Annotated in this window: 19 protein-coding genes; 5 read left to right on the plus strand and 14 right to left on the minus strand. The window is 71.1% G+C overall.

What is annotated here, in order from left to right; genetic code table 11:
* Nucleotides 1-9: 9 nt before the first annotated feature.
* Nucleotides 10-792, plus strand: coding sequence for a hypothetical protein (locus J5V16_RS09410; protein ID WP_208495847.1), 783 nt, complete (start codon nt 10-12; stop codon nt 790-792).
* A gap of 49 nt (nt 793-841) precedes the next feature.
* Here the strand turns inward: J5V16_RS09410 and J5V16_RS09415 are convergent, their stop codons facing one another.
* On the minus strand, nt 842-3,661 hold the full coding sequence (locus tag J5V16_RS09415; protein WP_208495848.1) for an AfsR/SARP family transcriptional regulator: 2,820 nt from the start codon (nt 3,659-3,661) through the stop codon (nt 842-844).
* Nucleotides 3,662-3,884: 223 nt separating this feature from the next.
* Between J5V16_RS09415 and J5V16_RS09420 the strand changes: the two genes are divergently transcribed.
* The 3 genes from J5V16_RS09420 (at nt 3,885) to J5V16_RS09430 (ending at nt 8,577) form a co-directional block, all read left to right on the plus strand.
* Nucleotides 3,885-5,279 (plus strand): 3' terminal RNA ribose 2'-O-methyltransferase Hen1, encoded by a 1,395-nt coding sequence (locus J5V16_RS09420; RefSeq protein ID WP_208495849.1) that lies wholly within the window; start codon nt 3,885-3,887, stop codon nt 5,277-5,279.
* The gene (locus J5V16_RS09425; protein WP_307792908.1) at nt 5,272-7,809 is read left to right on the plus strand and encodes a polynucleotide kinase-phosphatase; all 2,538 of its coding nucleotides are present in this window, start codon (nt 5,272-5,274) and stop codon (nt 7,807-7,809) included. Before J5V16_RS09420 ends, J5V16_RS09425 begins: the two co-directional genes overlap by 8 nt.
* Before the next feature lie 174 nt (nt 7,810-7,983).
* The gene (locus J5V16_RS09430; RefSeq protein ID WP_208495850.1) at nt 7,984-8,577 is read left to right on the plus strand and encodes a hypothetical protein; all 594 of its coding nucleotides are present in this window, start codon (nt 7,984-7,986) and stop codon (nt 8,575-8,577) included.
* Between the two features lie 69 nt (nt 8,578-8,646).
* Here the strand turns inward: J5V16_RS09430 and J5V16_RS09435 are convergent, their stop codons facing one another.
* The 7 genes from J5V16_RS09435 to J5V16_RS09465 all read right to left on the minus strand — a co-directional run bounded on the left by J5V16_RS09435 (nt 8,647) and on the right by J5V16_RS09465 (nt 14,392).
* Nucleotides 8,647-9,285, minus strand: coding sequence for a CG0192-related protein (locus J5V16_RS09435; RefSeq protein WP_208495852.1), 639 nt, complete (start codon nt 9,283-9,285; stop codon nt 8,647-8,649).
* 53 nt (nt 9,286-9,338) lie between these two features.
* Nucleotides 9,339-10,577 carry an MFS transporter gene (locus J5V16_RS09440; RefSeq protein WP_208495854.1) on the minus strand — a complete coding sequence of 413 codons (1,239 nt, stop codon included), beginning with the start codon at nt 10,575-10,577 and terminating at the stop codon, nt 9,339-9,341.
* A complete protein-coding gene (locus tag J5V16_RS09445; protein ID WP_208495857.1) occupies nt 10,574-11,587 on the minus strand; it encodes an ABC transporter substrate-binding protein in 1,014 nt (337 codons plus the stop codon). The genes J5V16_RS09440 and J5V16_RS09445 overlap by 4 nt, the downstream gene beginning before the upstream one ends.
* Nucleotides 11,584-12,375, minus strand: coding sequence for an ABC transporter ATP-binding protein (locus J5V16_RS09450; protein ID WP_208495860.1), 792 nt, complete (start codon nt 12,373-12,375; stop codon nt 11,584-11,586). The genes J5V16_RS09445 and J5V16_RS09450 overlap by 4 nt, the downstream gene beginning before the upstream one ends.
* Nucleotides 12,372-13,454, minus strand: a complete 1,083-nt coding sequence (locus J5V16_RS09455) for a FecCD family ABC transporter permease (protein WP_208495863.1) — start codon at nt 13,452-13,454, stop codon at nt 12,372-12,374. Before J5V16_RS09455 ends, J5V16_RS09450 begins: the two co-directional genes overlap by 4 nt.
* Before the next feature lie 199 nt (nt 13,455-13,653).
* Nucleotides 13,654-13,902: a hypothetical protein gene (locus J5V16_RS09460; RefSeq protein ID WP_208495865.1), complete on the minus strand. Its 249-nt coding sequence runs from the start codon at nt 13,900-13,902 to the stop codon at nt 13,654-13,656.
* A 73-nt stretch (nt 13,903-13,975) separates the two neighbouring features.
* Complete coding sequence (locus J5V16_RS09465) at nt 13,976-14,392, minus strand: Hsp20/alpha crystallin family protein (protein ID WP_208495867.1); 417 nt, start codon at nt 14,390-14,392, stop codon at nt 13,976-13,978.
* Between the two features lie 134 nt (nt 14,393-14,526).
* Here J5V16_RS09465 and J5V16_RS09470 point away from each other — a divergent pair, with 134 nt between their 5' ends.
* The gene (locus tag J5V16_RS09470) at nt 14,527-14,862 is read left to right on the plus strand and encodes a MerR family transcriptional regulator (RefSeq protein ID WP_307792909.1); all 336 of its coding nucleotides are present in this window, start codon (nt 14,527-14,529) and stop codon (nt 14,860-14,862) included.
* A gap of 89 nt (nt 14,863-14,951) precedes the next feature.
* On the opposite strand, the gene J5V16_RS09475 is transcribed toward J5V16_RS09470, so the two are convergent.
* The 6 genes from J5V16_RS09475 to J5V16_RS09500 all read right to left on the minus strand — a co-directional run bounded on the left by J5V16_RS09475 (nt 14,952) and on the right by J5V16_RS09500 (nt 25,650).
* Nucleotides 14,952-16,424 (minus strand): family 43 glycosylhydrolase, encoded by a 1,473-nt coding sequence (locus J5V16_RS09475; protein ID WP_208495869.1) that lies wholly within the window; start codon nt 16,422-16,424, stop codon nt 14,952-14,954.
* A gap of 9 nt (nt 16,425-16,433) precedes the next feature.
* Nucleotides 16,434-17,801 carry a glycoside hydrolase family 43 protein gene (locus J5V16_RS09480; RefSeq protein WP_208495871.1) on the minus strand — a complete coding sequence of 456 codons (1,368 nt, stop codon included), beginning with the start codon at nt 17,799-17,801 and terminating at the stop codon, nt 16,434-16,436.
* A gap of 51 nt (nt 17,802-17,852) precedes the next feature.
* Nucleotides 17,853-19,283: a glycoside hydrolase family 43 protein gene (locus J5V16_RS09485; RefSeq protein ID WP_208495873.1), complete on the minus strand. Its 1,431-nt coding sequence runs from the start codon at nt 19,281-19,283 to the stop codon at nt 17,853-17,855.
* A 146-nt stretch (nt 19,284-19,429) separates the two neighbouring features.
* A complete protein-coding gene (locus tag J5V16_RS09490) occupies nt 19,430-20,482 on the minus strand; it encodes a WxL protein peptidoglycan domain-containing protein (protein WP_208495875.1) in 1,053 nt (350 codons plus the stop codon).
* 61 nt (nt 20,483-20,543) lie between these two features.
* Nucleotides 20,544-21,149, minus strand: a complete 606-nt coding sequence (locus J5V16_RS09495) for a hypothetical protein (RefSeq protein WP_208495877.1) — start codon at nt 21,147-21,149, stop codon at nt 20,544-20,546.
* Between the two features lie 157 nt (nt 21,150-21,306).
* A complete protein-coding gene (locus tag J5V16_RS09500; protein ID WP_208495879.1) occupies nt 21,307-25,650 on the minus strand; it encodes a family 43 glycosylhydrolase in 4,344 nt (1,447 codons plus the stop codon).
* Nucleotides 25,651-25,666: the final 16 nt, after the last annotated feature.

The following is a 25,666-nucleotide window of genomic DNA, read 5'->3' on the forward strand; positions in this document are numbered from 1 at the left end:
GGAGGACCCATGCGCAACCGCACCCGCATCGCCGCCGCCGCCGGCTTCATCGCAGCCGCCTCGGTCACCGGCGTCATCGTCGCGGCACTCGCCGCCCCCGCATCCGACCCCACTGCCCAAACCGGCCTCGAAGCGCAGTCCGACGTGCTGCTGGGGAACGGCAGCGACCACCTCCCGAGCGTGACCGCGACCGACTGGGTCACCTACGCCGACCACGTCCTCGTCGTCGAGGCCGTTTCAGAGCGGGCCCTCGAGCCGACCGCGGCGGAAGTCGAGCGCGGCGAGGGCGTCATCGGCCGCGTCGTCTCGCTCACGGTCGAGGACGTGCTCTGGTCGAGGGAGGGCGCCCCGCAAGCCGCACCCTCCACTTGGGAGTACTCGGGCCTCGGCTGGTACTTCGCCGACGGCGACACCTCCGCGACCGTCGAGATGGCGCTCCACGACTTCCCCCGGGTCGAGGTCGGCCACCAGTACGTGATTGCCGTCCGCTGGGAGAAGGCGATCTGCGACGAGGACGGGGAGTACACCCCGGCGCAGTGGCGCGGCCTCGGTGAAGGCTCGGAGATCCCCTACGACGACGGCACGCTCGGCAACGGCGAGTCCGAAGGCACCGTGCAGGACGCCGCGGCCTTCGCCGCCGCGTCGGACGAAGACGTCGTCGAGCAGGGCATCGAGGAGCTGCTGGTCGGCGAGGGCGCCGACGCGCTCGTCAGCGCCTTGAACAGCGCGGTGCCGGACGCCGCCGCCCAGGCCGAGATGACCACTATGGACGCTGAGACGTCCTGCGTGTAAGCACACCGCATAGAGCGGCGGGAAGCGCATTGCTTCCCGCCGCTTTCCGCTATTGCAGCGCGGCGAGCTTGGCCCGGACCGCCTCCGCGTCGGCGTGGCCGAGGTGGTCGAAGATGGCCGCGGCCCGCCGCCACGACCGCCGGGCCGCCGCGGTGTCGCCGCCCGCATGCTGGGCGTCGCCCAGGTTGACGAAGGTGGCGGCCTCGCCTTGAGCATGGCCGAGGTCGCGGTACAGGGCGAGGGCGCGCCGGTAGAACGCGATGGCCTGGGACTGCAGCCCGAGGCGGTGATGGGCGTAGCCGAGGCTGTCCGCGGTGGCGGCCTGGCCGTGGCGGTCCCCTATCGACGTCAGGAGCGCCATGGCCGCCTCGCAGTAGGCCAGTGCCTTCCGGTAATCGCCGGACTGGGCATGGCTCCACCCGATCCCGTTGAGCGCGTTGGCCTGCCCGCTGCGATGGCCCGCCGCCTGGTACAGGTCGAGTGCGCGGTGCGCGCTGTCCATCGCCTCGGCGGTCCGTCCCCGGCGCATCCAGAGCCGGCCGTGCATGAGGTGGGCGTGGGCTTGGCCGACGCGGTCGTCCAGGTCCTCGCACAGTGCGAGCGACCGGTCGAGGAGCGCTTGGGCTTCCTCGGTGCGCCCGAGCTGGCTGTGCGCCTCGGCGAGCAGGCGGATCACCCGGGCTTCGGCTCCGGTATCCCCGGTCCTGCGGGCGGCGTCCATGGCCGTCTGCCACATGACCGACTGGTCCTGCCAGGGGCCGCGGTCGAGATGGTCCCGCAGGGTGTAGGCCAGTTGCCAGCAGCGCGCGTCGAAGCCGTGCTCGGCCGCGTGATGGACGGCGGCGGTGAGCGCCGCGCCTTCGGCGGCGAACCACGCCATGGCGGACTCGGCGTCGGCGAGCCCGACGGGCGCGATGCCGGGAGGCACGTCGGGGAGTGCGATGGGGTCCCTGTTCGGATCGATGAGACGACTGCCCGCGTAGGCGGTGTGGAGGTAGAAGTCCAGCAGTCGAAGCGTCGCCGCTTCCTTGTCCCCAGCGGTGTCGACGGTTGCGGCGAGTTCGGCGGAGTAGGCGCGCAGGAGGTCGTGGAAGGCGAACCGCCCGGGGGTCGGTTCCGTGAGCAGGTTGCCGTGGGTCAGTTCGGCGAGCAGGCGTCCCGCGCGGGACGCGGTGCCGCCTGCGACGGCGGCGGCCGCCTCCGGCGTGATGTCGGGCCCCGGATGCACGCTGAGGAGCCGGAACAGCCGGGCCGAGGCGGGCGTGAGGTCGCGGTACGAAGAGGAGAAGACGGTGCGGAGATCGACCCTGGGATCGGGGTCGGCGAGCGCGTCGAGGCGCTCGTCCGTGCGGTGCAGCGCCGCGGCCAGGGCGGTCAGTGAGAAATCCGGGCGGGTGGTGGCGCGCGCGGCCACGATGGCCAACGCGAGCGGGAGTCCGTCGCAGGCTTCGATGATCCTCGCGGCGGCCTCGGGTTCGGCGGCGGGCCGCCCGTCGGGGATGCGGCGCTGCAGGAAACGCCCGGCGTCCTGGTCGTCGAGGCCCGCGAGCGCGATCGACCGGGCGCCGTGGGCGACGAGCCCCGAGAGGCTGTTGCGGCTGGTGACGAGGGTCAGGCTTGCAGCAGTGCCGGGCAGGAGCGGGCGGACCTGGTCGAGGTCGCGGGCGTTGTCGAGGAGCACGAGGATTCGCTTGTCCGACAGGAGACTTCGGTAGAGGGCGGCTTGGCCTTCCAGATCGCTCGGCATCTGCGCCGGGGCGGTGTGCAGCGCTTCGAGAAAGTGCCGCAGGGCTTCGCGCGGCGACACGGGCTGCCCGACAGGATCGAAACCGCGCAGGTTGAGGTACAGCTGCCCGTCGGGGAACCGGTCGGCGACCCGGTGCGCCCAGTGGACGGCGAGGGCGGTCTTCCCGATCCCGGCGGTGCCGGTGACGGCAGCGACCATCGCTCCGGCCGACTCGACGGGGGCGACGAGCAGTTCATCCAATATGGACAACTGAGTTTCGCGTCCGGTGAAGTGACCGACCGAGGACGGCAGTTGCCGCGGTGCCGCTAGACGTGAGGGGGTCGCCCTGCCGGCCGAGACGCTCTCCGGGACGGCGGGTCGCAGTCCGGGGTCGTCCCGCAGGATGCGGCGGTGCAGCTCGTCGATCGGCGGTGAGGGCCGGATGCCGAGCTCGATGTCGAGGAGCCGGTACAGGCGCTGGTAGGCCTCGAGCGCTTCGGCCTGCCGTCCGGCACTGTAGAGGCCGAGCATGAGCAGGCGCCACAGGCCTTCGCGCACGGGATGCTCGGTGGTGAGCGCTTCCAGTTCGGCGAGGGTGGCGATCGGCGAGCCCGACTCCAGCTCCGCCGCCAGGCACTGCTCGACGACCTCCAAGCGCAGCTCGTCCAGTAGCCGGGCCTTGTCGCGCACGGCCTCGGCCTCGGCGTCGGCGAACGAGGCGGCGCCGCGCCAAAGCCCCAGGCTCTCCCGGAGCAGCGCCGCTCCTTCGTCGAACCGCCGGTGCTGCAGCAACTGTCGGCCTTGCACCGCAAGCGTCTCGAAGCGGTGCGCGTCCATCGCTTCGTCCTCGGACTCCAGCACGTAGCCCTTGCTCCGGCTTCGGATCACCGTCCTGTCGCCGTCGCCGAGCAGGCGCTTGCGCAACTGGTACACATAGGACCGCAGCGTCGCCTCGGCGGTCCGGGGAGGCTTCTCGCCCCACAGCTGATCGATCAGCCAGTCGTGCCCGACCGGCCGGTTCAGATGCAGCAGCAGCAATGCCAGCAGCGTCCGGGGCTTGGCGGCGTCCAGGGCCGCCGGCCGGCCTCCCACGACCAGCTCCACCGGCCCCAGCACCCGGAACTCCCGTGCATCGGCGGACATGTCGACTCCCAGCGGTGTGGCGCAGCGCGTTTCGCTCAAGTCCCATACGCCGCCGGGCCCCGTCCGGTTGCACGCGGGCGTCACCGGGCCGCCCGCGAGAAGGCTCCGGCCGCAGCCCCTTGCGCCCCTTGGCAGGACCGCCGCGACGACGACCGGTCTCGAAGCCGGGCGCTCCCTGCATATCGGCTGGCGGGCGGCCGTGGGCCGGTGGCATGATCGGCGGGTGCTCCTGACCATCACGACCACCATGGACCCCGCGACCGACTTGAGCTGGCTGCTGCGCAAGCACCCTGAGCGGGTGCAGTCGTTCGACCAGTCGTTCGGCACCGCATGGGTGTTCTACCCCGAGGCGACGGCCGAGCGGTGCACGGTGGCGTTGCTGCTCGAAGTCGATTCCGCTCGGCTGGCGCGGCTGCGCTCCGGCGGGTCAGGGGACGCCTCGCTCAGCCAGTACGTGAACGACCGGCCGTATGCGGCCTCCTCACTGCTGGCCGTCGCGCTCGGGAAGGTCTTCTCCACCGCCCGCACGGGCGTCAGCGAGGACCGGCCCGACCTGGCCGCGGCCGCGCTGCCGCTGGAGATCGCCCTGCCCGCGGTCCCGTGCAAGGGCGGGCCGAACCTGGTGCGGGAGCTGTTCGCGCCCTTGGGCTGGGACGTGGAAGCGGAGCCGGTGCCGCTGCCTGGGTTCGACGCCGACTCGCGGCACGTCAAGGTCCGACTGAGGGGACGTGCCCGCCTGTCCGAGGCGCTGAGCCAGCTGTACGTGCTGCTGCCGGTGCTCGACGACGCGAAGCACTACTGGGTCGACATCGGCGAGGTCGACAAGCTCGTGCGCTCCGGCGGCGACTGGCCCGCCGGCCACCCGCGCCGCTCGCTCATCACCCGCCGGTACCTCGCCCACCGCGAATCGTACGAGCGCGCCGCCGTCGCCAGGCTCGCCGAAGCCGAAGGCGCCCAGGAGGAGCTGGAGGCCCCGGTCGAGGAGGAGGCCGCCGAGGCCGAGCGCGCCGAGCGCGCCGAGCCACTGCACCGCATCCGCATCGCCGCGGTGACGGCGGCACTGCGCACGTCCGGCGCCGCCTCCGTCCTCGACCTCGGCTGCGGCTCGGGCAAGCTCTTGTCGGCACTGCTCGAAGACCGCCGGTTCACGCGGATCACCGGCGTCGACGTCTCCTCGCGCGCCCTCGACCTCGCCGAGCGGCACCTGCGGCTCGACCGCATGCCCGACCGGCAGGCCCGCCGGCTCCACTTGCTCCAGGGTTCGGTCGTCTACCGCGACAAGCGGTTCAAGGGACACGACGCGGCCGTGCTCATGGAGGTGATCGAGCACCTCGACGCGGGCCGCCTCCCTTCCATGGAGCGCGTGGTCTTCGCCGAGGCGCGGCCGCGCACCGTCGTCGTCACCACGCCCAATGTGGAGTACAACGCGACGTACGGCATGGCGGAGCATCAGATGCGCCACGCCGACCACCGCTTCGAATGGGACCGCGCCGCCTTCGCCGCCTGGGCCGAGGCGGTCGCCGCCCGGTACGGCTACCGGGTGCGGATCGAGGGGGTCGGCGCCGCCGACCCCGAGGCCGGCGCCCCAACCCAGATGGGAGTGTTCGACCGTGACTGACGCAGTGGAGATCCGCGTGCCCGCGATGTCGCTGGTCGTGCTCATCGGCGTATCCGGCTCCGGCAAGTCGACGTTCGCCGCGCGGCACTTCAAGCCGACGCAGGTGCTCTCGTCCGACTTCTGCCGCGGCCTGGTCTCCGACGACGAGTCCGACCAGACCGCGACCACCGAGGCGTTCGACCTGCTCCACCACATCGCCGGCGTGCGGCTGCGCCGCGGCCTGCTCACCGTGGTCGACGCGACGAACGTCCAACCGCACGCGCGGGCCGCGTTCGTGAAGCTCGCCAAGGAGCACCACGTCCTGGTCGACGCGATCGTCCTCGACGTCGAGCCGTCGGTCGCCGTCGCCCGCAACGAGGCGCGGCCTGACCGCGACTTCGGCGAGGCCGTCGTCCGCCGCCACCACCGCGACCTCAAGCGGAGTCTCAAGGGGCTCAACAAGGAGGGCTTCCGCCGCGTCCACCGGCTCCAGGGCCGGGAGGCCATCGACAACGCGCGCATCGTCTACGAGAAGTCCTGGAACGACCGGACCGAGCTGACCGGACCCTTCGACATCATCGGCGACGTCCACGGCTGCCGGTCCGAACTCGAGACGCTGCTGGGCGAACTCGGCTGGGAGATCGCGCGAGACGAGGAGGGCCGCGCCGTCGGCGCCGCCCACCCGGAGGGCCGCACCGCGGTCTTCGTCGGCGACCTCGTCGACCGCGGCCCCGACACCCCGGGCGTCCTGCGCCTGGTCATGGGCATGGTCGAGTCCGGGAACGCGCTCAGCGTGTGCGGCAACCACGAGCAGAAGCTCGTCAGGTCCCTCAACGGCCGCAAGGTGAAGGTCGCCCACGGCCTCGCCGAGTCCCTCGAGCAGCTGGCGCACGAGGACGAGGCGTTCCGCGAGCGCGCGAAGTCCTTCATGGACGGCCTGGTCAGCCACTACCGGCTCGACGGCGGCGACCTGGTCGTGGCGCACGCCGGCCTCAAGGAGGAGTACCACGGCCGCGCCTCGGGCAAGGTGCGGTCCTTCGCGCTCTACGGCGACACCACGGGCGAGACCGACGAGTACGGTCTGCCCGTGCGCCTGCCGTGGGCCGAGGACTACCGCGGCGCGGCCGCGGTCGTGTACGGCCACACGCCGGTCCTCGAACCCGAGTGGGTCAACAACACCATCTGCCTCGACACCGGATGCTGCTTCGGCGGCAAGCTCACCGCCCTGCGCTACCCCGAGCGCGAGATCGTCGCGGTCGACGCCGAGCGCGAGTGGTACGCGCCGGTGCGCCCGCTCGCGCCCGTCACCGCCGAGCGCGACCCGGCGACCCTCGACTTCGACGACGTGGCGGGCGACCGGTACCTGGACACGCGTCTCCTCGGCACGGTGAAGGTCCGGGCCGAGAACGCGGCGGCCGCGCTGGAGGTCATGAGCCGCTTCGCGGAGGACCCGCGGCGGATCCTGTACCTGCCGCCGACCATGGCGCCCGTCGACGCCTCCGATGTGGACGGCTTCCTCGAGCACCCGGCGCAGGCCTTCGCGCAGTACCGCGGCAAGACCGACCGCGTCGTCTGCGAAGAGAAGCACATGGGCTCACGCGCCGTGGCCCTCGTCTGCCGCGACCCCGAGGTGGCGCGCAAGCGGTTCGGCCTCGACACCGGCCCGGCCGGCGCGGTCCTCACCAGGACCGGCCGCGCCTTCTTCGAGGACGACGCCCTCACCGAGGCCCTGCTCGCCCGTGTCGCGGCCGCCGCCGAGGGCGCCGGCCTGTGGGACCGCCTGGCGACCGACTGGATGCTGCTCGACTGCGAGCTCCTCCCCTGGTCGGCCAAGGCCCAATCGATGATCGAGGACCAGTTCGCGTCCGTGGCCGCGGCCGGAACGGCGGCCCTCCCTGCCGCCCTGTCCGCGCTCGAAACGGCATCCGCAGCGGGCCTGGACGTCGCCGACCTCAAGGCCCGCACCGCGTCCCGCCTCGCCAACATCGAGGCATTCGCCGCGGTGTACCAGCGCTACTCCTGGCCCACTTCAGGGCTCGACGGCATCAGGCTCGCCCCGTTCCAGATCCTCGCCACCGAAGGCGAGAACCGGGCCGACCACCGGCACGACCTGCACCTGGAGCTCATCGACGCCCTCGTGGCGGCCGACCCGACCGGGACGCTCATGGGAACCCAGCGGCGCTTCGTCACCCTCGGCAGCGCCGACGAGGCCGAAGCGACCCAGTGGTGGACCGACCTGTGCGCCGCCGGCGGCGAGGGCATGGTCGTGAAGCCGGTGCTCGACACCCGGCCGAAACTCCAGCCCGGCTTGAAGGTCCGGGGGCGCGAGTACCTGCGGATCATCTACGGCGCCGACTACACCGACCTGGCCCAGCTGGACCGACTGCGCCAACGCCGGCTGCACCACAAGCGTTCCCAGGCGCTGCGCGAGTACGCGCTCGGCCTCGAAGCGCTCGACCTCGCGGCCAAGCACGCTCCCTTGTGGCAGGTGCACCAGTACGCGTTCGCGATCCTCGCCCTCGAGTCCGAACCGGTGGACCCGCGCCTCTGAACGCGGCCCGGGCGAGCGGCGCCCCAAGGTCGCGATCGCATAGACGCAGGTTGTGGGAATCCGAGAAAAAACGGGAGCACTGGGAGAGGAACGCGGGGAATCCTTGTAGGAACGCTACAACAGTGGCGCGATTTAGGTAGTGGGACGCTTGCGCATGGTTGCGACACTGGCCCCATGAACACGACACAGCAGACCGCTGCTTCCAAGGGCGTCGCGCCCGCCATCGTCTGGGGGCTCGCCCCGTTCGGATGGTTCTTCCTGCTCCTGGGCTGGCTCGATCTGGACGGCACCCTGTCCGCCGCGCTCCAGACCGCACTCGGCATCGTGATCCTGGCCTTGCCCGTGCCTTGGCTGCTCTGGGCCTCATGGCGGATGCCGCGCCCGCGGGTGAAGACGTACCTCGCCGAAGCTGGCGCGCTGGCCGCGATGCTGCTCTCGCTGTTCGTCACCGCCGTGTACTTCCTGCTCGGCTCCAATCCGGACCATGCGGCGCCGGTGGGCTTCACCGTGGCGTACGCCGCCGCCGCGGCGGTGCTCATCGCGGCCGCCCGGCCGGTGCCGAGCCGACGCATCGCCTACGGCGCGGCCGCATTGGGGTGCGCGGCTTTCGCGGCCAGCGTCCAAGTGCCGCAATGGAGGTACGCCATCAATGACTCGAAGCTCGCTGTCGCAGACGAGGTGATGCTGTACGTGCTCATGGGTTCGATCGTCCTGGGCGCGCTCCTCCAGATCGCCTGGTGGGCGCGCTGGAAGCTCCGCGCCGCCTGACACGGATCGACAAGGGCGGCCGCCGGACGGCGATCGAGTCACCGTCCGGCGGCCGCCACCCTGTAGGGCTCAGCCTTGTGGTGTGGCGGTGGCGAGGTGGATCGGTTTGGGTTGGCCGGGCCAGGTGCCGGTCAGGGCCGGTGCGGTGAAGTCGTCGCCCGCTTCGAGGTTGCGGACTACCGACAGGGTGACGGTGTCGGTGACGATCACCGCGGGGTCGGCGTCTTCGACGCTTTCAATGCGGTGCACCGCCGGCGCGGTCGCGTCCGGGGTGAGGGTCGTGCTGGCGATGTCCATGTGCAGCTCGCGCGGCTCGAGCCGGTCGTCTTCGACGAGGACGAGTTGTTCGGCCTGGCCGGTGTCGGCGATGATCGCTCCGGCGAGCGCGGCGGCGTAGACCGGGTCGCCCGTGGCGTCGTAGACCCAGCGTTCGCCGAGCACCGAGTGCTCGGTCGTGCCGACCAGCCACGCCTCGGCGCCAGCGAGGGGCTCGGCCCGGTAGGTGAGCGGCACTTGGTGGACGGGTCCGTCGCCGGAGCGGACCAGCAGCGTCTCGATGCCGACCTCGCCGGCCGGGTCGTCGAAGCGGTACGCGGCGACCTGTTCGAGGTCACCGGCCGGACCGGTGTACCAGGGCCGTGCGGGGAGCCAGGCGGCCAGCAGCTCGAGTTTAGTGGGGCTCACGGTGGCTCGGTAGATGAGTGCCATGTCCCGAGCATAGGCGCGGGAACCGGACGGGGCGCTCCGCACCCGCCGGTGGTTCATGGGCCTTCGATCTTTTTCAGGCGCCGTACGGGAGAGGCGACGAGCAGCAGGATTCCGACGCCCACGGGGATGGTGAGCAGAAGGAACGCGTGCTGCACGCCGACGGCGTCGGCCAGGGCGCCGGCGGCGATGGCGCCGATGGGGGCGCCGCCCCAGGCGATCATGCGGCCGGTCGTGTTCACTCTGCCTTGCAAGGCGTCGGGGGTGAGGAGCTGGCGCACGGTGATGCCGTTGACGACGGCAGTGGTGTGGGCGAGGTCCCAGACGACCCAGGCCGCGGCGGCCAGCGCGTAGCCGGCCCAGCCGGGGCCGGCCGCGGCGAGGGCGGTGATCATCGCGAGTTCGACCGTATAGGCGGCGATGGAGACCGGGCCATGGCCGAAGCGGGAGGTCATGCGGCTCAACAGGAGTGCACCGAGGAGTGAGCCGATTGCGGTGGCGCTGTACAGCAGGCCGAGCTTCCAGTCCCGCACGTCCAGGAGTTCGTCGGCATGGACGACGATGAGGCCCAGCGCGCCGCCGCCGGTGAAGGCGATCCCGAAGCCCGCGAAGGTCAATGCCCTAATGCGCTTTTCGGTCCAGATGTAGCGCAGGCCCTCGGCGATGTCGGCGCGGATGGCGGTGCGTTCGGCCCGCTGCTGAGCTGGGATGTCGATGCCTCGCAGGAGGAGTGCGGACGCGGCGAAGGTGAGGGCGTTGGCGCCGATGACGGCCTCGGGTCCGGCGGTCGCCGCGAGCAGGCCGCCGAGGGCGGGGGCGGCGATGCCCACCACGGTGGTCGTGGCGAAGATCAGCGAGTTGGCCTGCTGGAGCCGGTCTCTGCCGACGATCTGCGGTAGCGCGCCGAATGCGGCGGCGTCGAACCATACGAACGCGGTGCCGGTGAGGACGACGACGGCGAGCATGTGCGCGGCCGAGACCGTGCCGAGCGCTCCCGCCAGTGGGACCGTGGCGAGGAGGGCCGCGGCGGCCGCGTCGGCGCCGACCATGAGGCGGCGCCGGTCGACCCGGTCCGCGTAGGCCCCGGCGATGAGTCCGAACAGGAGGTAGGGGGCGAGCGAGAGCCCGGACGAAGCGGCCGTGGCGGCGGCCGAACCGGTCGCCTCCCAGACGAGGACCGGTACGGCCACCCCGGAGGCGGCCGTACCGGCGAGGCTCGTCGTGCGGGCGGCGTACCAGCGCCGGAATCCGGTGTGGCCGAGCAGTTCGCGGCCCGCGCGCTCGGCGGTCGTCATGCCTGGAAGGCCTCGGGGTAGAGGCCTGCGGCGATGGTGCGGACGGCGTCGATGTTGCCGAGGGACCCGGGGTAGACGTCGGAGCCGGAGATGACGACGATGCGGTCGTTCGCCACGGCGCTCACGTCGGGCAGGGTCTGCGCGAGGTAGTCGCGGGTGGCCTGCTCGTGCTCGGCGTCGCGGGCGGCGAAGACGATGACGTCCGGGTTCTCGGCGGCCAGCGCCTCGGGGTTGATCTGGGCGGCGAAGAACGAAGCGAACTCGGGGTCGTCAGGGCCGAACACGTTCTCGCCGCCGGCGCGGCGGATCATGTCGTACTCGATGCCGGCGCCGATGGCGGTGAGCGCGCCGCCTTCGACGAAGACCTGTGCGACGGTGGGCTTCTCGAGACCTTCGATGCGGGACTCGACGTCGTCGAGGGTCGCCTGGGCCTCGTCGGCGAGCGCGGCGGCCTCGTCTTCGGCGTCGAAGACCGCCCCGAGGTTCGCCAGGTCGGTGAAGAGGTCGTCGACGGTGCCCTGCATGCGGCGGTCGGGGCAGCCGCCGGTCGCGGTGTAGGCGGCGACGCCGGCTTCGGCGAGCTGGTCGTGGCTGGCGAAGCCCTGCTCGGCGGTGAACTCGTAGTCGGTCGGCGAGTACACGAAGTCGGGTTCGACCTCGAGGAGCGCTTCGCGGGAGGGCGGAGTGTCCTCGCTGAGGACGGGGATGTCGGCGGCAAGGCCGGCGACCGCTTCGCTGAGCGGCGCGGTCGAGGTCTGGGCCTGGCCGACGATGCGGTCGGCGAGGCCGAGGCGCAGGAGGAGTTCGGTCTGGGTGGGGCTGAGGCCGACGACGGCTTCGGGGACGCCATCGACGGTGATCTCGCGGCCGCAGTTATCGATGGTGAGGACGTTTTCGGCGCTGCCGCCGTCATTGGTGTTCGTGACATCGGAGCCGCAGGCGCTCAAGGCGATCGCGGCGGTGAGCGCTGCCGCTGCGGCGGCGGCGCGAGGGATCGGTCGGGTGTTCATAGCTTCCTCTCGGTCGGGGAGTCTTTGAGGGGACTCAGGGCGAAGTGGGTGCTTCCGGTGGCGGGGTGGGGGATGCGGTCGGCGCGGACGGCGAAGGCGTCGGCGATGAGGTCCGGGGTGAGCACGTCGTCGGGGTCGCCGAAGGCGACGAGGCGGCCGTCGCGGAGGACGGCGACGGTGTCGCAGTACGTGGCGGCGAGGTTGAGGTCGTGGAGCGCGGCCACGGTGGTCAGCCCCAGGTCGGCGACGATCTGCATGAGCTCGAGTTGGAACGTGACGTCGAGGTGGTTGGTGGGCTCGTCGAGGACGAGCACCGGGCAGTTCTGGGTGATGGCGCGGGCCAGAAGGATCCGCTGCTTCTCGCCTCCGGAGAGCAGCGCGAAGGGACGGTCGGCGAGGTCGCGTGCGCTGACGCGTTCGAGCGCGGCCTCGGCGGCGGCGAGGTCGGCGGGGCTGTCGGCGCCGAAGCCCCGCTGGTGGGGGACGCGGCCGAGCATGACGACCTGGAACGCGGTGAGGTCGTGTTCGGCGCCGCCCTCCTGTGCGACGACGGCGACTCGGCGCGCGGCATCGCGGGCGCCGAGGCGCCACAGGTCGTCGCCGCCGACGCGGACGGTCCCCGCCGCGGGTCGGTGCACCCGGTAGATGCTGCGCAGCAGGGTGGACTTGCCGGACCCGTTGGGCCCCAAGAGGGCGAGGCGGCGGCCCGGTTCGACTTCGAGCGAGACGCGGTCGACGACGCGGCGTCCGCCGAGTTCAACCGAGAGGTCTTCGACGGCGAGCCTCATCGGTGCATCCCCGCGCCGGAGGCGCGTCCCCTTCTCATGAGCCACAGGAAGAACGGAGCGCCGACGGCGGCGGTGACGATGCCGATGGGGATCTCGGTGGGCGCGGCGGCCGTTCGGGCGGCGAGGTCGGCGGCCATGAGGAAGACCGCCCCGCCGAGGACGGCGACGGGCAGCATGCGCCGGTGGTCGGCGCCGACGGCGATGCGGCTGACGTGCGGGGCGACGAGGCCGACGAACCCGATGCCGCCGCTGACGGCGACCACTGCGCCGGTGAGGAGCGCGCAGGCGACGAGGAGCTGGCTGCGGAAGCGGTTCACGTCCACCCCTAGCGCGGTCGCGGTCTCGTCCCCCACTTGCAGGGCGTTCAGGGAGCGGCTGCGCAGCAGCGCGAACGCGAACACGATCGCAAGTGCCGCAGCGGGTACGGCCAGTTGCGGCCAGGTCGCGGCGGCGACGCTGCCGAGCAGGAAGAACAGGATGCTGAAGACGTTCTGCGCGTCGGTGGTGATCGTCAGGTAGCTGGTGACGGCGCTGAGCAGCGACCCGAGCGCGACACCGGAGAGGACGAGCCGGGTCGGGGCGACGACGCCGCCCTGGCGCGCAAGGAGGTACACCGCGACGGCGGCGGCGAGCGCCCCCGCGAACGCGGCCCCGCTCAGCGTGAACCCGGCCGCGGCGGCCCCGAGCGTGATGACCACGACCGCGCCGACCCCGGCTCCGGAGGAGACCCCGAGGAGATAAGGCTCGGCGAGCGGGTTGCGCACCAGCGCCTGCATGAGCGCTCCGGCCAGCGCGAGCCCGGCTCCCGCCGCGCCAGCAAGGAGGGTGCGGGGCAACCGGAACCGCCAGACGGCCTGGTCCTGCAGCGAGGTCAGGCTGCCGTCCGACATCCAAGGCATGCCCGGGAGGACGTGTCCGGTGACGATCTTGAACGACTCGGCGACGGTGACCTCGACCGTTCCGGTCGCGCCGGAGACGATCACGATGCCGACAGCAGCGATGAGGAGCGCGGCCGTCGTGGCGGAGGCGGCCAGTGAGCGCGGCGCGCGCGCCGTGATCTTGCGTTGTCGAGTGGTCATGGTCCTGCTCGGGTGCGGGGGTACGGCCCGGCGAAGCCGGAGCGGCGAAGGGCGGTCCGATGCTAACCGAAACGACAATCAATGTCAGTTTATTAAGACACACACGCGAGCTGCGACACACCTCCGCATGCCTCCGGCGGCTGGGCGAGCACCCGGCAACGGCGGGGTACCCCGCACCCGATCGGCTCTCTCGCCGCCCTCAGCCGACTGCGGTCGTAGTGAGGGGTCTCGGAAGGGCGGGCCTTGCGTCGCGGGCGGCACAGCGGGGGCAGGTGTGATCGTCGGCGAGTCCGGGATTCACGCGCCAGCCGTCGGCCTCGGCCGCGTCGCACAGGACCGGCCAGCTGAAGTAGGAGTCGTCGCCGCAGCGGAAGACGCGGCCGCAATCGTCGCAGCGCAGCTCGTACTCGACGGCGCCGCCATGGAATTCGTAGATGTGTCCGCTCATTGTCAGCTCCGGAACGGCCGCCTGGCGCGAGCGCTGGGCCCGCGCCAGGCGGGGGTTTCGATGGGCACTGGATTTACTGCTCGATCTCCTTGGCCCCGGCGCCGATGAGCACCTTGCGGGGCTTCGCCTGCTCGGCCATCGGGATCCGCAGCGTGAGCACGCCGTCCCGGTACGTCGCCTCGACCTGCTCGGTGTCGAGCGCGTCGCTGAGGAGGATCTGCCGCGCGAAGCTGCCCGTGCGGCGTTCGGCGTGGATGATCTCGCGGTCGCCGGCCTCGACGGCGCGCCGCTCGGCCCTGACGGTCAGGACGTTCCGCTCCACCTCCAAATCGATGTCGCCCTCCCGCACGCCGGGGAGGTCGATCTGGATGTTGAAGGTGTGGCCTTCCTTCCAGGCGTCCATGGGCATGCTCAGCTGGGAGTCGTTCAGCCCGAGCATCTGCTGTGCGATCCGGTCGATGTCCCGGAACGGGTCCGAGCGCACCAGCATCTGAGTCACCTCCAGAAGTTGGATCTACGGTCCGGTAAGACAATAAATATATAGCGCAGGATTGAGATTTTGTCTAGCGGAAGCCTGAGGTAAAATGATGGTGTTCTCGGTTGATCTCGGTAGAGGAGCGCGCGGTGGTCGATCCAGCAGGGCTCGGGCGGCCGCCGTCCGGACAAGGCGTGTACGGCATCTCGGTCGCCGCGGAGCTGCTGGAGCTCGCTCCGCAGACACTGCGCGTCTACGAGGCGAAAGGCCTGGTGGTACCGGCCCGCACCGAGGGCGGCACCCGGCGCTACAGCGACGCCGACCTCGCCCGCATCCGGCACATCGCCGAGCTGCTCGCCGGCGGGCTGAACCTGGCCGGGATCAAGGTCGTCATGGAGATGGAAGTGGAGAACCAGCGCCTCCGCGACGAGCTGGAGGAGTCGAAGCGCCGCCTGGCGCACCACGAGGGCGCCGGAGACCGCTAGCTCGGCTCCAACGAAGTGCAGCGCGGTGCCCCGGCCGGGAGGAGTCGGCCGGGGCACCAGCGGTCCGCCCAGGGCGGACGAGGGGTTGATCAGAGGATTCGGAAGGTCGCGTCCGCTCGCGCGGTCGCGGTGGTGATCGTGTCCAGCCGCAGCGCGTAGTCGTAGTGGCGGAGGTAGCGGTCGGGGTGGTTGTAGGACTGGAACGAGGCGGCGGTCGCGTCGGCGAGCCCGGCCACCTGGCGGAAACTGGCGTCGGCCGCGAACAGCGCGGTGCCGTCGTTCGGCACGAGGGCGAAGTCGTGGTTCGAATGGCGCAGATAGTGGCCGGGGTAGTTCACCGACTCGAACGAGACCGTCCCCGTCCCGGCCAGGCCGCGGACGATCCGGAACTGCGCATCCTGCGCCGGGGTCACCGACGGGTCGATGCGGACGTCGAAATTCGCGTGCCTGACGTAGCGGTCGGGGAAGTTGTAGGACTGGAGCCGGTTGTACGCCCCGACGGTCTCGCCGGAGGGCACCGGCAGCACCGTGCCCACCGAGACGGGCGTGCCGAAGTTCGGCGTGCCGTCGGCGTTCCAGGTGAACTCCTGGATGCGGGTGGTGCGGGTGCCGCCGCAGCCCTGCGTCGGCGAGGTGTTGGCGTGGTAGACGATCCAGTTCTCGGTGCCGTCCGGCGAGGTGAAGAACCCGTTGTGTCCGGGCCCGTAGACGCCTGCCGCGTCGTTCCGTTCGAAGACCGGTTCGGGGAGCTTGGTCCACGCGGAGGCGCTCAGCGGATTCGTGCCGGTCAGCTCCAGCAGCCCGAGTTTGTAGTCGGGGCCCTGGCAGGCGCTGGCCGAGTAGGTGATGAACGTGTCGCCGCCGTGCTGCAGCGCCGCCGGCCCCTCGTTCATCGGCGTGCCCTGCACCTCCCAGTCGTGCTGCGGCGTCGAGATCTGCGTGCGCGCCCCGGTGACCGTCCACGGGTTGCCCATCGCCACGATGTAGATGCTCGGGTCGTTCCCCGTCCACCGTCCTGGAACGCCCGACCAGGTGAAGTAGAGCTGTCCGCCGATCGTGACGACCGAGCCGTCGATGCCCCACCAGTCGTCGGCGCCGAACACCATGCCCTTGTAGGTGTAGGGGCCCATCGGGTCGGTGCCGGCGCTCTCGGCGACGTGGACGCGCTGGCCCTCGATGTCGCCGTTCCCGGCCGAGTAGTAGATGTACCAGCGCCATCCGTTGGGGCCGTTGAGGAAGTGGAACTCCGGCGCCCAGACGTTGCGGTTGCGGCCGGCGGGGAAGTCGTTGAAGACCGGGACCGCGGCGGCGTTCTTCAGCCCGGCGATGGTCGCGGCCCGGCGCATCGTTATCGGCCCCGCGTAAGGGGTCGTCATCTGGTAGTAGTTGCCCTGGTAGTAGGTCATCCAGGGGTCGGCGCCGGACGAGTTGAGCGGATTGGTGAAGGTAGCGGTCTGCGCCTGGGCGCCGGCGCTCGAGACGACGATGGTGCCGAAGGCGACCACGAGCGCCAGGAGGACGTTGGCGACGAGCCGGAGTCGGCGCGGCCCGGTGTCGGACATGGCGGCCTCCTAGTAGGTGACTCGGAAGGTGGCGTCGGCGCGCGCGGTGGCGGTGCCGATCGGGTCGATCCGCAGCGCGTAGTTGTAATGCCGCAGGTAGCGGTCGGGGACGTTGTGGGACCGGAACGAGGCCCACGCGCCGTCGGCGAGACCGGCGACCCGGTGGAAGGTCGCGTCCTGGGCGAACAGCGAGGAGCCGTCGTTCGCATCGAGGCGGACCGCGTAGTTCGCGTGCCGCAGGAACCGGCCCGGGTAGTTCACGGACTCGAACGAGACGCCGGCGGCGTCGGCGAGCCCGGGCACGAGCCGCCACTGCTGGTCGGCGGGCGGCTCCATCGGGAACGGGTCGATGCGGCCGAGCCCGTTCGCGTGGCGCACGTACCGGTCGGGAAAGTTGTAGGACTTGAGGCGGTTCCACTGCGGCATGCCCCAGCGGGAGACGGCGCCGTCGCGTTCGGCGGCGGTGATCGGCTCGATCGCGGCGTGCTTCGCGCTCATCGGAGCGGTGTAGGCGCGCTGGTCGAGCACCGACCAGGCGTTCCCGGCGAGGTCGGTGGACTGCCAGGCGTAGAAGACCGCGTTGGCCGGCGAGTACGAGTCGCCCCACAGCCAGAAGGTGCGTCCCGAAGTGGACGCGACGAGGAGCGGGGCCTCCATGCCCTGGCCTTGGCGCAGGCCGGAGGTGATGGTGGTGAAGGAGTTCGGCGCACCCGTGGAGGAGCGGGCGATGTAGAGGTTCTGGTCGTTCAGGTTCTTGTAGGCGAGGTAGTAGACGCCGTTGTGGACGAGGACGTCGCCGTCGAGGACGTCGAAGCCGGGGTCGAAGTAGAGCTGCGGCGCGCTCATCGTGACGAAGTCGCTGGTGTAGTTGACCATGAAGACGTCGCGGGTGCCGTTGTTGGCGGAGTAGACGACCGCGTACTGGTTGCGGGAGGGGTCCCAGAACGCGGTCGGCGCCCAGGAGTGCGTGGCCATCTCGTGGAGGCGGACGCGCCGGTAGCCGGTGAAGGCGGTGAGGTCGGCCGAGTCCCACACGTGGATGTACTGGTTGTTCTGGTTGAAGATGCGGCCTTTGAGGTCGGTGGCGAGGACGGCGAAGCCGCCGTTCTGCTTGCGCATGATGAACGGGTCGCGCAGGCCGCCGGTCCCGGCGGTGGGGACCGCGACGGGCCGGTTCTGGTTGAGCGGCGCCCAGTTGAGGCCGTCGTCGCTCACGGCCAAGTGGAGGGCGTAGCTGTCGTCGGTCTGGTTCGGGGACTCCTTGAAGTAGACCATCGCGTAGGCGGCGTTGGTCTGCGCGGCGGCCGGAGCGGCCGGGATCACGGCGGCCGCGGCCGCGGCGAGCGCGGTGGTGAGCATGAGGCGGCGAGAGGTCATTGGATGTCGCCTTTCGTTGTGACGGAACGGTTGCGGCGGTCCGGGACCGGGTCAGGAGGTGACGCGGAAGGTGGCGTCGGCGCGCCCGGTGGCGGTGGTGATCGGGTCGAGGCGCAGCGCGTAGGCGTAGTGCCGGAGGTAGTGGTCGGGGTGGTTGACGGAGCGGAACGACGCCGCGGCGGCGTCGGCCAGCCCGGGGACGCGGGTGAACGTGGCGTCGGCGGCGAACGCGGCCGAGCCGTCGCCGCGGGCCAGCGCGAAGTCGAAGTTCGTGTGGCGCAGGTAGTGGCCCGGGTGGCTGGCGGCCTCGAAGGAGACCGCGGCGGGATCGGCGAGGCCAGGGACGATCCGGAACTGCGCGTCGGCCGCCGGTGAGACGTTCGCGTCGAGCAGCACGTCGAAGTTCCGGTGCCGCACATAGCGGTCGGGGAAGTTGTACGACTGGAGCCGGTTGGGCGGGACGCTCCCCCACCGGGCGCGGACCCGGTCCGCTTCGGCGGCGGTCAGGTTGAGCACCGAGCCGTGCCGCTTGTGCGTCGTGCCGAGCTGGTAGTCCGAGCGGACCCGGAAGTTCTGGGTGCTGCCGAGGTTGGTCGAGGACACCGGCATGTAGCCGCGGCCTGTCCGGTACTGGTCGAGCCACAGGACCCACTCGTCTCGGTCGTTGAACTTGGCCCACATGGGTCCTTCGACGTCCCTGCCGGTGAGGCCGAGGTGGGAGAGGTCGCCCAGGCGGGTCCACGTGCCGAGGATCGAGTCCGAGGCCTCGATGGTCAACTGGCCGTCCCCGGAGGCCCGGTAGTAGCGCCAGCCTCCGACGCTGCCGGTCACCTCGATGATCTGGGTGTCGATGAGGCCGGTCGTGCCGGGCCGGTCGATGTAGACCTGCGGGGCGGTGAGCGTGCGGAAGTCGGTGGTGCGCGAGTACCAGATGCGGTGCTGGCGCTCGCCGTCGACGGTGGAGTTGGTCGCCCAGTAGACGACGTAGTCGCCGGTGTCGCGGTTGTAGATCGCCTCGGGCGCCCAGGCGTTGCCGGCCCCGGCGATCGGCCCGGCCACGTCGAGCAGCCGGGGCGCCGACCAGTTCACGAGGTCGGTGGACTCCCACACGGTGAGGGCGGTGCTGCCGCGCTCCATGGAGTCGGGCCAGGAGGTGCCCGAACCGATGTGCAGGTCGGTGGCGATGATCCAGTACCGGTCGCCCTGCGGGGAGCGGATGAGGGCGGGGTCGCGGACGCCGCGGGTGCCCACGGTGGAGCGCAGGACGATCTGGCCGTTGTTGAGGTCGGTCCAGTGCAGGCCGTCGTCGCTGTAGGAGAGGTAGATCTGCTCGCCGCCTGAATGCTGGCCGGTGAAGTGGGCCATGAGGTAGGCGGTGTGCGCCTGCTGGGCGGCGGCCGGGGCCGCGGTCAAGAGCGGGGCGCTGAGCGCGGAGGCGGCGGCCCCGAGGAGGACGGTTCGGCGTGAGAGGCGAGGGGACATGGCATGCGGCCTTTCTGCGTGCGTTGCCCGCGACATATTGATACCGGTAACAAAGTCGATGTTATCCATAACACGAGATTGAAGTCAAGTATGCAGATACATAAATGAAAGAGATCCCGGGAAACCGGGTTGCCGCCCAGGCGGTCCTACGGTCGGGCGGGCGCTTCCGCCGCTTCGCGACGGCCCGCTTCTCGGGCTTCTTCGAGCAGGCCCTGCAGGCGCGCCTTCGAGCGGCGACGGCCCCAGAGGCTCGAAGCGATCATGAGCGCGATGCCCGCCAGGACGATCAGGTGCGGCCAGGGGACGGCCCAGAACCCGGCGTCGGCCGCGACGGGGTCGACTTGGGCGCCTTCGCCTTCGCCGATCACGGCGGGGGTCACTTCAAGGGAGGCGGGCACGTAGAACCAGGGCCACACGTCGTCGACGGTGACGGTGAACGTCCGGCGCTCCCCCGGCAGCAGCTCCTGGTCGATCTCGTCTTCGCCGGGGAACGCGACCTCGCGGCCGCCGGCGGCGACGGCGCCGGTGATCATGAGGCGGGCGTTGCCGGTGTTGACGACCTCGAACGTCACCTGCGCGGTGCCGGGCGAGAGCGGGTTCCAAGACAGGTCGTAAGAGGACGCGACCGCCTCGACTGCGGCTGAGGGGGTCAGTTCGCCGGTCACACGGGTCATGACGCGGAACCCGACACGCGATTCGACGCCGACCGTGGTGCCGTCTTCGGCGACCTGTTCGGACAGGACCGAGGCCGCGATGCCCGCGGCGTGGTCGCCGGGGGTCGCGTTCTGCGGCACGGTGGTCGTGAAGGGCACGATCGCCGTCTCGTCCGGGCCGACGGTGACGGAGTCCTGGACTTCGATCCAGAGTCCGGCGTCGACCGACTCCTGGTCGGAGGGGAGCATGCCGAACCGGCCGTTGTCGCCGAAGTAGCCGTCCGCCGCCGAGAGGCGGAAGGTCACCTCCTGGTCGGAGAGGTTGCGGACCGCCATGTGCTCGACGGCGGTGGCGCCCGGGTCCAGTTCCTGCTCGACCCAGGCGCGGCCGTCCTCGCCGGAGGCGTCGGCCGGGCGCACGGACCAGGTCACGGTGTCCGCGTCGGTCTGGGCGGCGGCGGGTGCGCCGGGGGCCGCGACGGCGAGGAGCGCCACGCCTGCGGCGAGGAGGCCTTGCGCCGCACGGGAAGTGAAGGTGAGCGCCATCGTCGGCCTTTCCGGGAGCGGGCGGCGGGGCGGGTGCCGGCTGGCGCCCGCCCTACCGTCCTCATTCGAACAGGGAGAGCGTGAGGGTCGAGGAGTACGAGCCGGGCTCGACGTCGGCCGGGACCTGGAGCGTCAGGGTCGCACCGGCCTCCCACGATCCGATCGCCTCTTCGCTCGTGAGCGCCATCGCCAAGAGTTCCTGTCCTTGGAGGCCCACGTTGTTGGGGGCCCCGTCGGCGTCCAGCGCCGGGGAGACGTCCGGTCCGACCGCGACGGCGCCCGAGCCGTCGTCGGCGAGGGACGGCGACCAGCCCAGGTTCTCGGCGCCGATCGGCTCCTGGCCGGCGTCGCCGGTGAAGCTCGACGCCGTGCCCTCGACCCACCAGAACGCGCCGTCCGGGATCTCGTCGGCCGAGCGCGTGTCAGTGACCGTCACGGTCGGCAGGTCGCCCGTGAACTGGCGGACGGTGCCCGTGGACCCGTCCTCGACCAGCGTCGCGGTCGTACCCGCCACGCTCATGGCCAGCACGCCTTCGTCGATGTCCTCGATCGTGACGTTCACATCCACATCGGAGCCGGAACCGACCTGCTCCTGCGCGAAGGCCGCACCTGCGACCCCCGCCAGCATCGCGCCGCCGGCCGCAGCCACCGACACGCGTTTCACCATGCCACGCTTCATTATTGGAGACCTTTCTCAATTCGCAACGGGGCGGCGTTCGCCCCCCGGGCCGCGCGGCACGGATCGTGCCGCGCGGCAGACTCACCGGCCGAGAGGCCGGAAGGGGCGGGAGGCGGCTGAGCCGGGTGGCCGCCGCCCGCAAACATCAGCCGCAGTTCGCGGCGGCATAGGCGACCGTGGTCTCGGAGGCCGCGTTCGCGGCGTCCGTCGCGGTCACGGTGACTTCGCCCGCCGCGATCCGCGCGGCGCGGGTGGTGAACGCGGTGGATGCGCTGCCCCCGGCCGCGAGGGACGCGATCGTCTTGTTTCCGTAGGGCGTCGAGATGACGAGGGACACCGGGCCGCCGCTGTGGTTCGCGACGGTCACCGTCAGCACGACCTTGCCCGCCGCGCAGCGCGAACCGGAGGTCACCGCGACCGCCGGCCCCGGTTCGGGGACGGTCTGGGGCGGGACGCTCGAGAGGGTCGGGGTGACGGGCTGGAAGAGTCCGTCCGCGCCGATCTCGAGCCGGTCGATCGTCGTCTCGCGGTGGGTGCCGTCGCCGCCGGAGAGCGCGAACCGGTGGTAGGCGATGTACCAGTCGTCCGTGCCGGGCACGTTGATGATCGAGCTGTGGCCCGTCCCCTTGATGCCGAGCGAGGTGTCCTTCTGAAGGATCACGCCGCGGTAGGTCCACGGCCCGTCGAGGCTCGTCGCCGTCGCGTAGCCGACGCGGTAGTTCTCCGATCCGGTGTCGTCGATGGAGTACGTCAGGTGGTACAGGCCGTCGCGGTAATTGAGGAAGACGCCCTCGCGGAAGTCGGTGAGGCCCGAGATCCGCTTGAAGGTGCCGGCCTTGACGGAGACCATGTCGTCGTTGAGCTCGGCGATGACCGGGCCGTTCGAGGGTCCGCCGTTGCCCCACGCGAGGTAGTACTTCCCGGAGACCGGGTCGCGGAAGGCCGCGGGGTCGATCGCCTGGCCCGAGGTGACGGCCTCGTTGTTGAGGATCATCGCCTGCGGCTGCGCCGTGAACGGGCCTTCGGGGCTGTCGGCGACCGCGACGCCGATCGTCTTGCGGTTCAAGGCGGTGTTGTGGCCGCTGAAGTAGAAGTAGTACTTACCGTCCCGCTCGATGATCGTCGGCGCCCACGCGTTGCCGCTCGCCCAGGGGACGTCGCCGTTCGCGCCGTCCAGGGTGAGGATGGGCTCTTCGGAGCGGGTCCAGTCGACGAGGTCCTTCGAGGACCAGACGTAGAAGTCCTTGCCGCCCCAGCCGGGGTAGCCGTCGGTGGTCGCGTAGAGGTAGTAGGTGTCGCCGAAGACGGCGATGTTCGGGTCGGCGTAGAGGCCGGGCAGGACGGGGCTGTTCACGACCTGGGCCGAGAACGTCCACGTCGTGGTCTGGCCGCCGTAGGTCACCGTGTACTCGACGGGCGCGGAGAGATCCACTGTGGAACCTGATGCGGGCGAGGCGACGGCGCCGGCTGCGGTGGTGAACGTCGGCCGCAGCGCCGAGACGTCGGTGCCCGGCACGACGGGGAGGACGACCGTGCGGGCCTCCGCGTCGATGAGCGGCGCGGTCGCCAGCGCCGCGGGGTCGCCGAGCGACACGTCGGTGACCGCGCCGGTGGCGCCCGCCGCGGCGAGGACTTCGGCGGGGGTCAACGCGCGGTCGTAGACCGCGAAGGACTTGAACTTGCCTTTGAAGCGGGAGTCCTGTTCGTAGAGCGAGCGGCCGAGGTAGTTGGCCCAGGTCTCGCCGCCGGAGATGTCGCCGGGGTCGATCGTCACGTCGTCCTTGGTGGAGACGAGGATGCCGTCGAGGTAGAGGCGGGCCGTGTCGCCTTGAAGCGTGTAGGTCAGGTGCGCCCAGCGTCCGCGCGGCAGCGCCGAGCCCGAGCTGACCGTCTGCTCCGAGGTGTACGCGCCGGCGGTGATGCTGGTGCGGTACGAGCCGTTGCCGGTGGTGAAGAGGTACCCGCGGCCGGCGCCGGCGGCGTCGGTGTTGCCGAGCCCCCAGATGAAGTAGCTGCCGGACTGGTTCTGGTCGACCCAGACGTCGGCGTCGACCGAGATGTCGGTGAGGCCGCCCATGAGGTCGTCGGGCAGGTCGACGTAGTCGTCGGTGCCGTCGAACGTCAGGGCTCCGTCGGCCCAGGTCGCGCCGTTGATCTTCGCGTGGCGTCCGTTGCCGGACACGTCGGTGAGGGTGGTCCCGGAGCCGTCGGCGAAGTCGTAGCGGACGACCTCGCCGTCCTCGTTGGAGGAGATCGGCGCGCGGCCCTCGTACAGGCCCGCCAGTTCGGCGGCCGTCACGGGGATGACCGTGCCGTGGCGCGGGCTGGCCGGGAGGTCGTAGTCGGAGGCGACCTTCCAGCCGCCCGTGGCGATGTCGTCGGTGGTGAGCGGGATGTAGCCGCGCCCGCCGTACTCGTCGACGAAGAGGTAGTGCTTGCCGCCGCCGTTGACGTCGCCGGGGTTGGACTGGAAGATCGAGGGTCCTTCGACCGCGCTCGTGCCGGCGTCGCGGCCGATGCAGGAGTCGATCATGGTCCACTCGGTGAGCGGGGCGCGCAGGGAGGTCGAGGACTCCTGGATGATGTCGGAGCATCCGGTCGTGCCGGCGCCCTCGTCCTTGGTGAAGCGGTAGTAGACGCCGTCGTGCAGCGTGACCGTGGAGTCGATGCGCGACTTGCCGTCCTGCCAGATCTGCGGCTCGCTGAAGGTGACGAAGTCGCGGGTGGTCGCGTACAGCATGCGGTTGTAGGTGTTGCCGGTGTGCCCCGGGTCGTTCGCCGCGTAGAGCTTCGAGGCCCAGAACACGACGTACGCGCCGAGCCCCTCGTCGTAGTACGCCTCAGGTGCCCACGTGTTGCCCGCCGTCTCGGGCGAGACGAGCACGTGCCGCTGCGCCGACCAGTTCACGAGGTCGTGCGACTCCCACACTTCGAGGTACCGGCTGCCCTGGCGCTGGGAGGTGTCCCATGAAGTGCCGGAGCCGATCGAGAGGTCGGTCGCGATGAGGTAGAACTTGTCGCCCTCGGGCGAGCGGATGATGAAGGGGTCGCGCAGGCCCTGCTCGCCGTATTGCGAGGACAGGACGGGGAGCCCGCCGTTGAGTTCGTTCCAGGCGAGCGCGTTGTTCCCCTCGCTCGCGGCGAAGTGGATGTTCTCGCCCGCGACGCTGTTCCCGGTGAAGTACGCGAACGCGTAGCCCTCGTACTCCTCCTGCTCGTGCGCGGCGCGCACGGTGACCGGGAACTCGCGGGTCAGCCCGCCCGCGGTCGCGGTCAGAACGACGTCCTGGTCGGTGGCGCCGCGCGTGACGACGCCCGGCGCGATCTCGCCTTCGGCCGCGGTGGACACGACGCCGGTGGGCGAGGCGGTCCAGGTGATCGCACTCCCGTGTACGGGACCGGTCTCGGGAAGCGTGATGTTGCCCCGGATGTCGTCGGCGTTCGGGATGGTGATGGCATCGAGGTCTGCTCGGAGATCGGCTTCACCCGTCGCGGGCACCGTGGCGGTGAAGTCGCGCGTCGCCGTCGAGGAGCCCTTGGTGGCCGTCGCGGTGAGCGTGACCTGGGCCGTGCCGCTCGCGGGTCGTGTCACGCGGCCCGTGCTGGAGATGACGGCGGCGTCGCTGGTGGCCCAGGTGGTCTGGGAGCCGTTCGACCCCGCCGTCGGCAGCGCGAGGTCGGACGTCACGTTCGAGAGGTCGCCGAGGGAGAGTGCCGCGACGTCGCGCTGCACCTTCGTCTCGTCGGAGGGATGGAGCGCCGCGACCTCGGACGCCGAGAGCGCCACGTCGTAGACGCGGAAGTCGCGGACGCTGCCGGCGAGGTGCTTGTCGGCGGCGTAGTTCGAGCGGCCGATGTAGTTCGCGGTGGTCGTGCCGCCGCCGATCTGCGCGGGGGTGACGGTGACGCCGGTCTTCTGGGCGACCTGGACGCCGTCGAGGTAGAGGGTCGCGGTGTCGGTGGCGTCGTCGAGCGTGTAGGTGATGGTCTTCCACACGCCGCGTGCGAGGTTCGCGCCGCTGGTGGTGTTCTGCTCCCCCGACCAGTTGCCGGTGGTGATGGCGGTGCGGTAGGCGTTGCCGGTCGAGAACAGGTACCCGGTGCCGGAGTTGGAGGTCGCGGGGTTGCCGAGGCCGTAGATGAAGTACGGCGTGCCCTGCTCGGCGCGCACGAGCACTTCGGTGCTCACGGTGATCGAGGCGAGTCCGGCGATGAGGTTGTTCGGCAGCTTGACGTGGTCGTCGGCGCCGTCGAGGCGGAGGCCTTCGCCGCCGGTGAGCGTCGCGCCCCCGACGATCTGGGCGTCGCGGCCGTGGCCGGAGCTGTCGGCGGCGACGGTGCCGGTCGTTTCATTGAGGGCGTAGTGCGCGACGAGATGGTCTTCGGGCGCGGCCTGGACCGGGCTGGCCCCGGCCAGTGCGACGGCGGCGGCCGTCGCTGCAATGAGGACGCGGCGAGCTGGGCGGCTCGCGCGGGTCAGGGCGACCATGCGCTCTCCTTCGAGG

Source organism: Glycomyces niveus (assembly GCF_017592475.1).
Classification (GTDB): Bacteria; Actinomycetota; Actinomycetes; order Mycobacteriales; family Micromonosporaceae; genus Glycomyces; species Glycomyces niveus.

Coding starts and splice junctions, on each gene's coding strand:
- J5V16_RS09410 (WP_208495847.1), top strand. CDS start 10: ATGCGCAACCGCACCCGCATCGCCGCCGCCGCCGGCTTCATCGCAGCC.
- J5V16_RS09415 (WP_208495848.1), bottom strand. CDS start 3,661: ATGTCCGCCGATGCACGGGAGTTCCGGGTGCTGGGGCCGGTGGAGCTG.
- J5V16_RS09430 (WP_208495850.1), top strand. CDS start 7,984: ATGAACACGACACAGCAGACCGCTGCTTCCAAGGGCGTCGCGCCCGCC.
- J5V16_RS09435 (WP_208495852.1), bottom strand. CDS start 9,285: ATGGCACTCATCTACCGAGCCACCGTGAGCCCCACTAAACTCGAGCTG.
- J5V16_RS09440 (WP_208495854.1), bottom strand. CDS start 10,577: ATGACGACCGCCGAGCGCGCGGGCCGCGAACTGCTCGGCCACACCGGA.
- J5V16_RS09445 (WP_208495857.1), bottom strand. CDS start 11,587: ATGAACACCCGACCGATCCCTCGCGCCGCCGCCGCAGCGGCAGCGCTC.
- J5V16_RS09450 (WP_208495860.1), bottom strand. CDS start 12,375: ATGAGGCTCGCCGTCGAAGACCTCTCGGTTGAACTCGGCGGACGCCGC.
- J5V16_RS09455 (WP_208495863.1), bottom strand. CDS start 13,454: ATGACCACTCGACAACGCAAGATCACGGCGCGCGCGCCGCGCTCACTG.
- J5V16_RS09460 (WP_208495865.1), bottom strand. CDS start 13,902: ATGAGCGGACACATCTACGAATTCCATGGCGGCGCCGTCGAGTACGAG.
- J5V16_RS09465 (WP_208495867.1), bottom strand. CDS start 14,392: ATGCTGGTGCGCTCGGACCCGTTCCGGGACATCGACCGGATCGCACAG.
- J5V16_RS09475 (WP_208495869.1), bottom strand. CDS start 16,424: ATGTCCGACACCGGGCCGCGCCGACTCCGGCTCGTCGCCAACGTCCTC.
- J5V16_RS09480 (WP_208495871.1), bottom strand. CDS start 17,801: ATGACCTCTCGCCGCCTCATGCTCACCACCGCGCTCGCCGCGGCCGCG.
- J5V16_RS09485 (WP_208495873.1), bottom strand. CDS start 19,283: ATGTCCCCTCGCCTCTCACGCCGAACCGTCCTCCTCGGGGCCGCCGCC.
- J5V16_RS09490 (WP_208495875.1), bottom strand. CDS start 20,482: ATGGCGCTCACCTTCACTTCCCGTGCGGCGCAAGGCCTCCTCGCCGCA.
- J5V16_RS09495 (WP_208495877.1), bottom strand. CDS start 21,149: ATGGTGAAACGCGTGTCGGTGGCTGCGGCCGGCGGCGCGATGCTGGCG.
- J5V16_RS09500 (WP_208495879.1), bottom strand. CDS start 25,650: ATGGTCGCCCTGACCCGCGCGAGCCGCCCAGCTCGCCGCGTCCTCATT.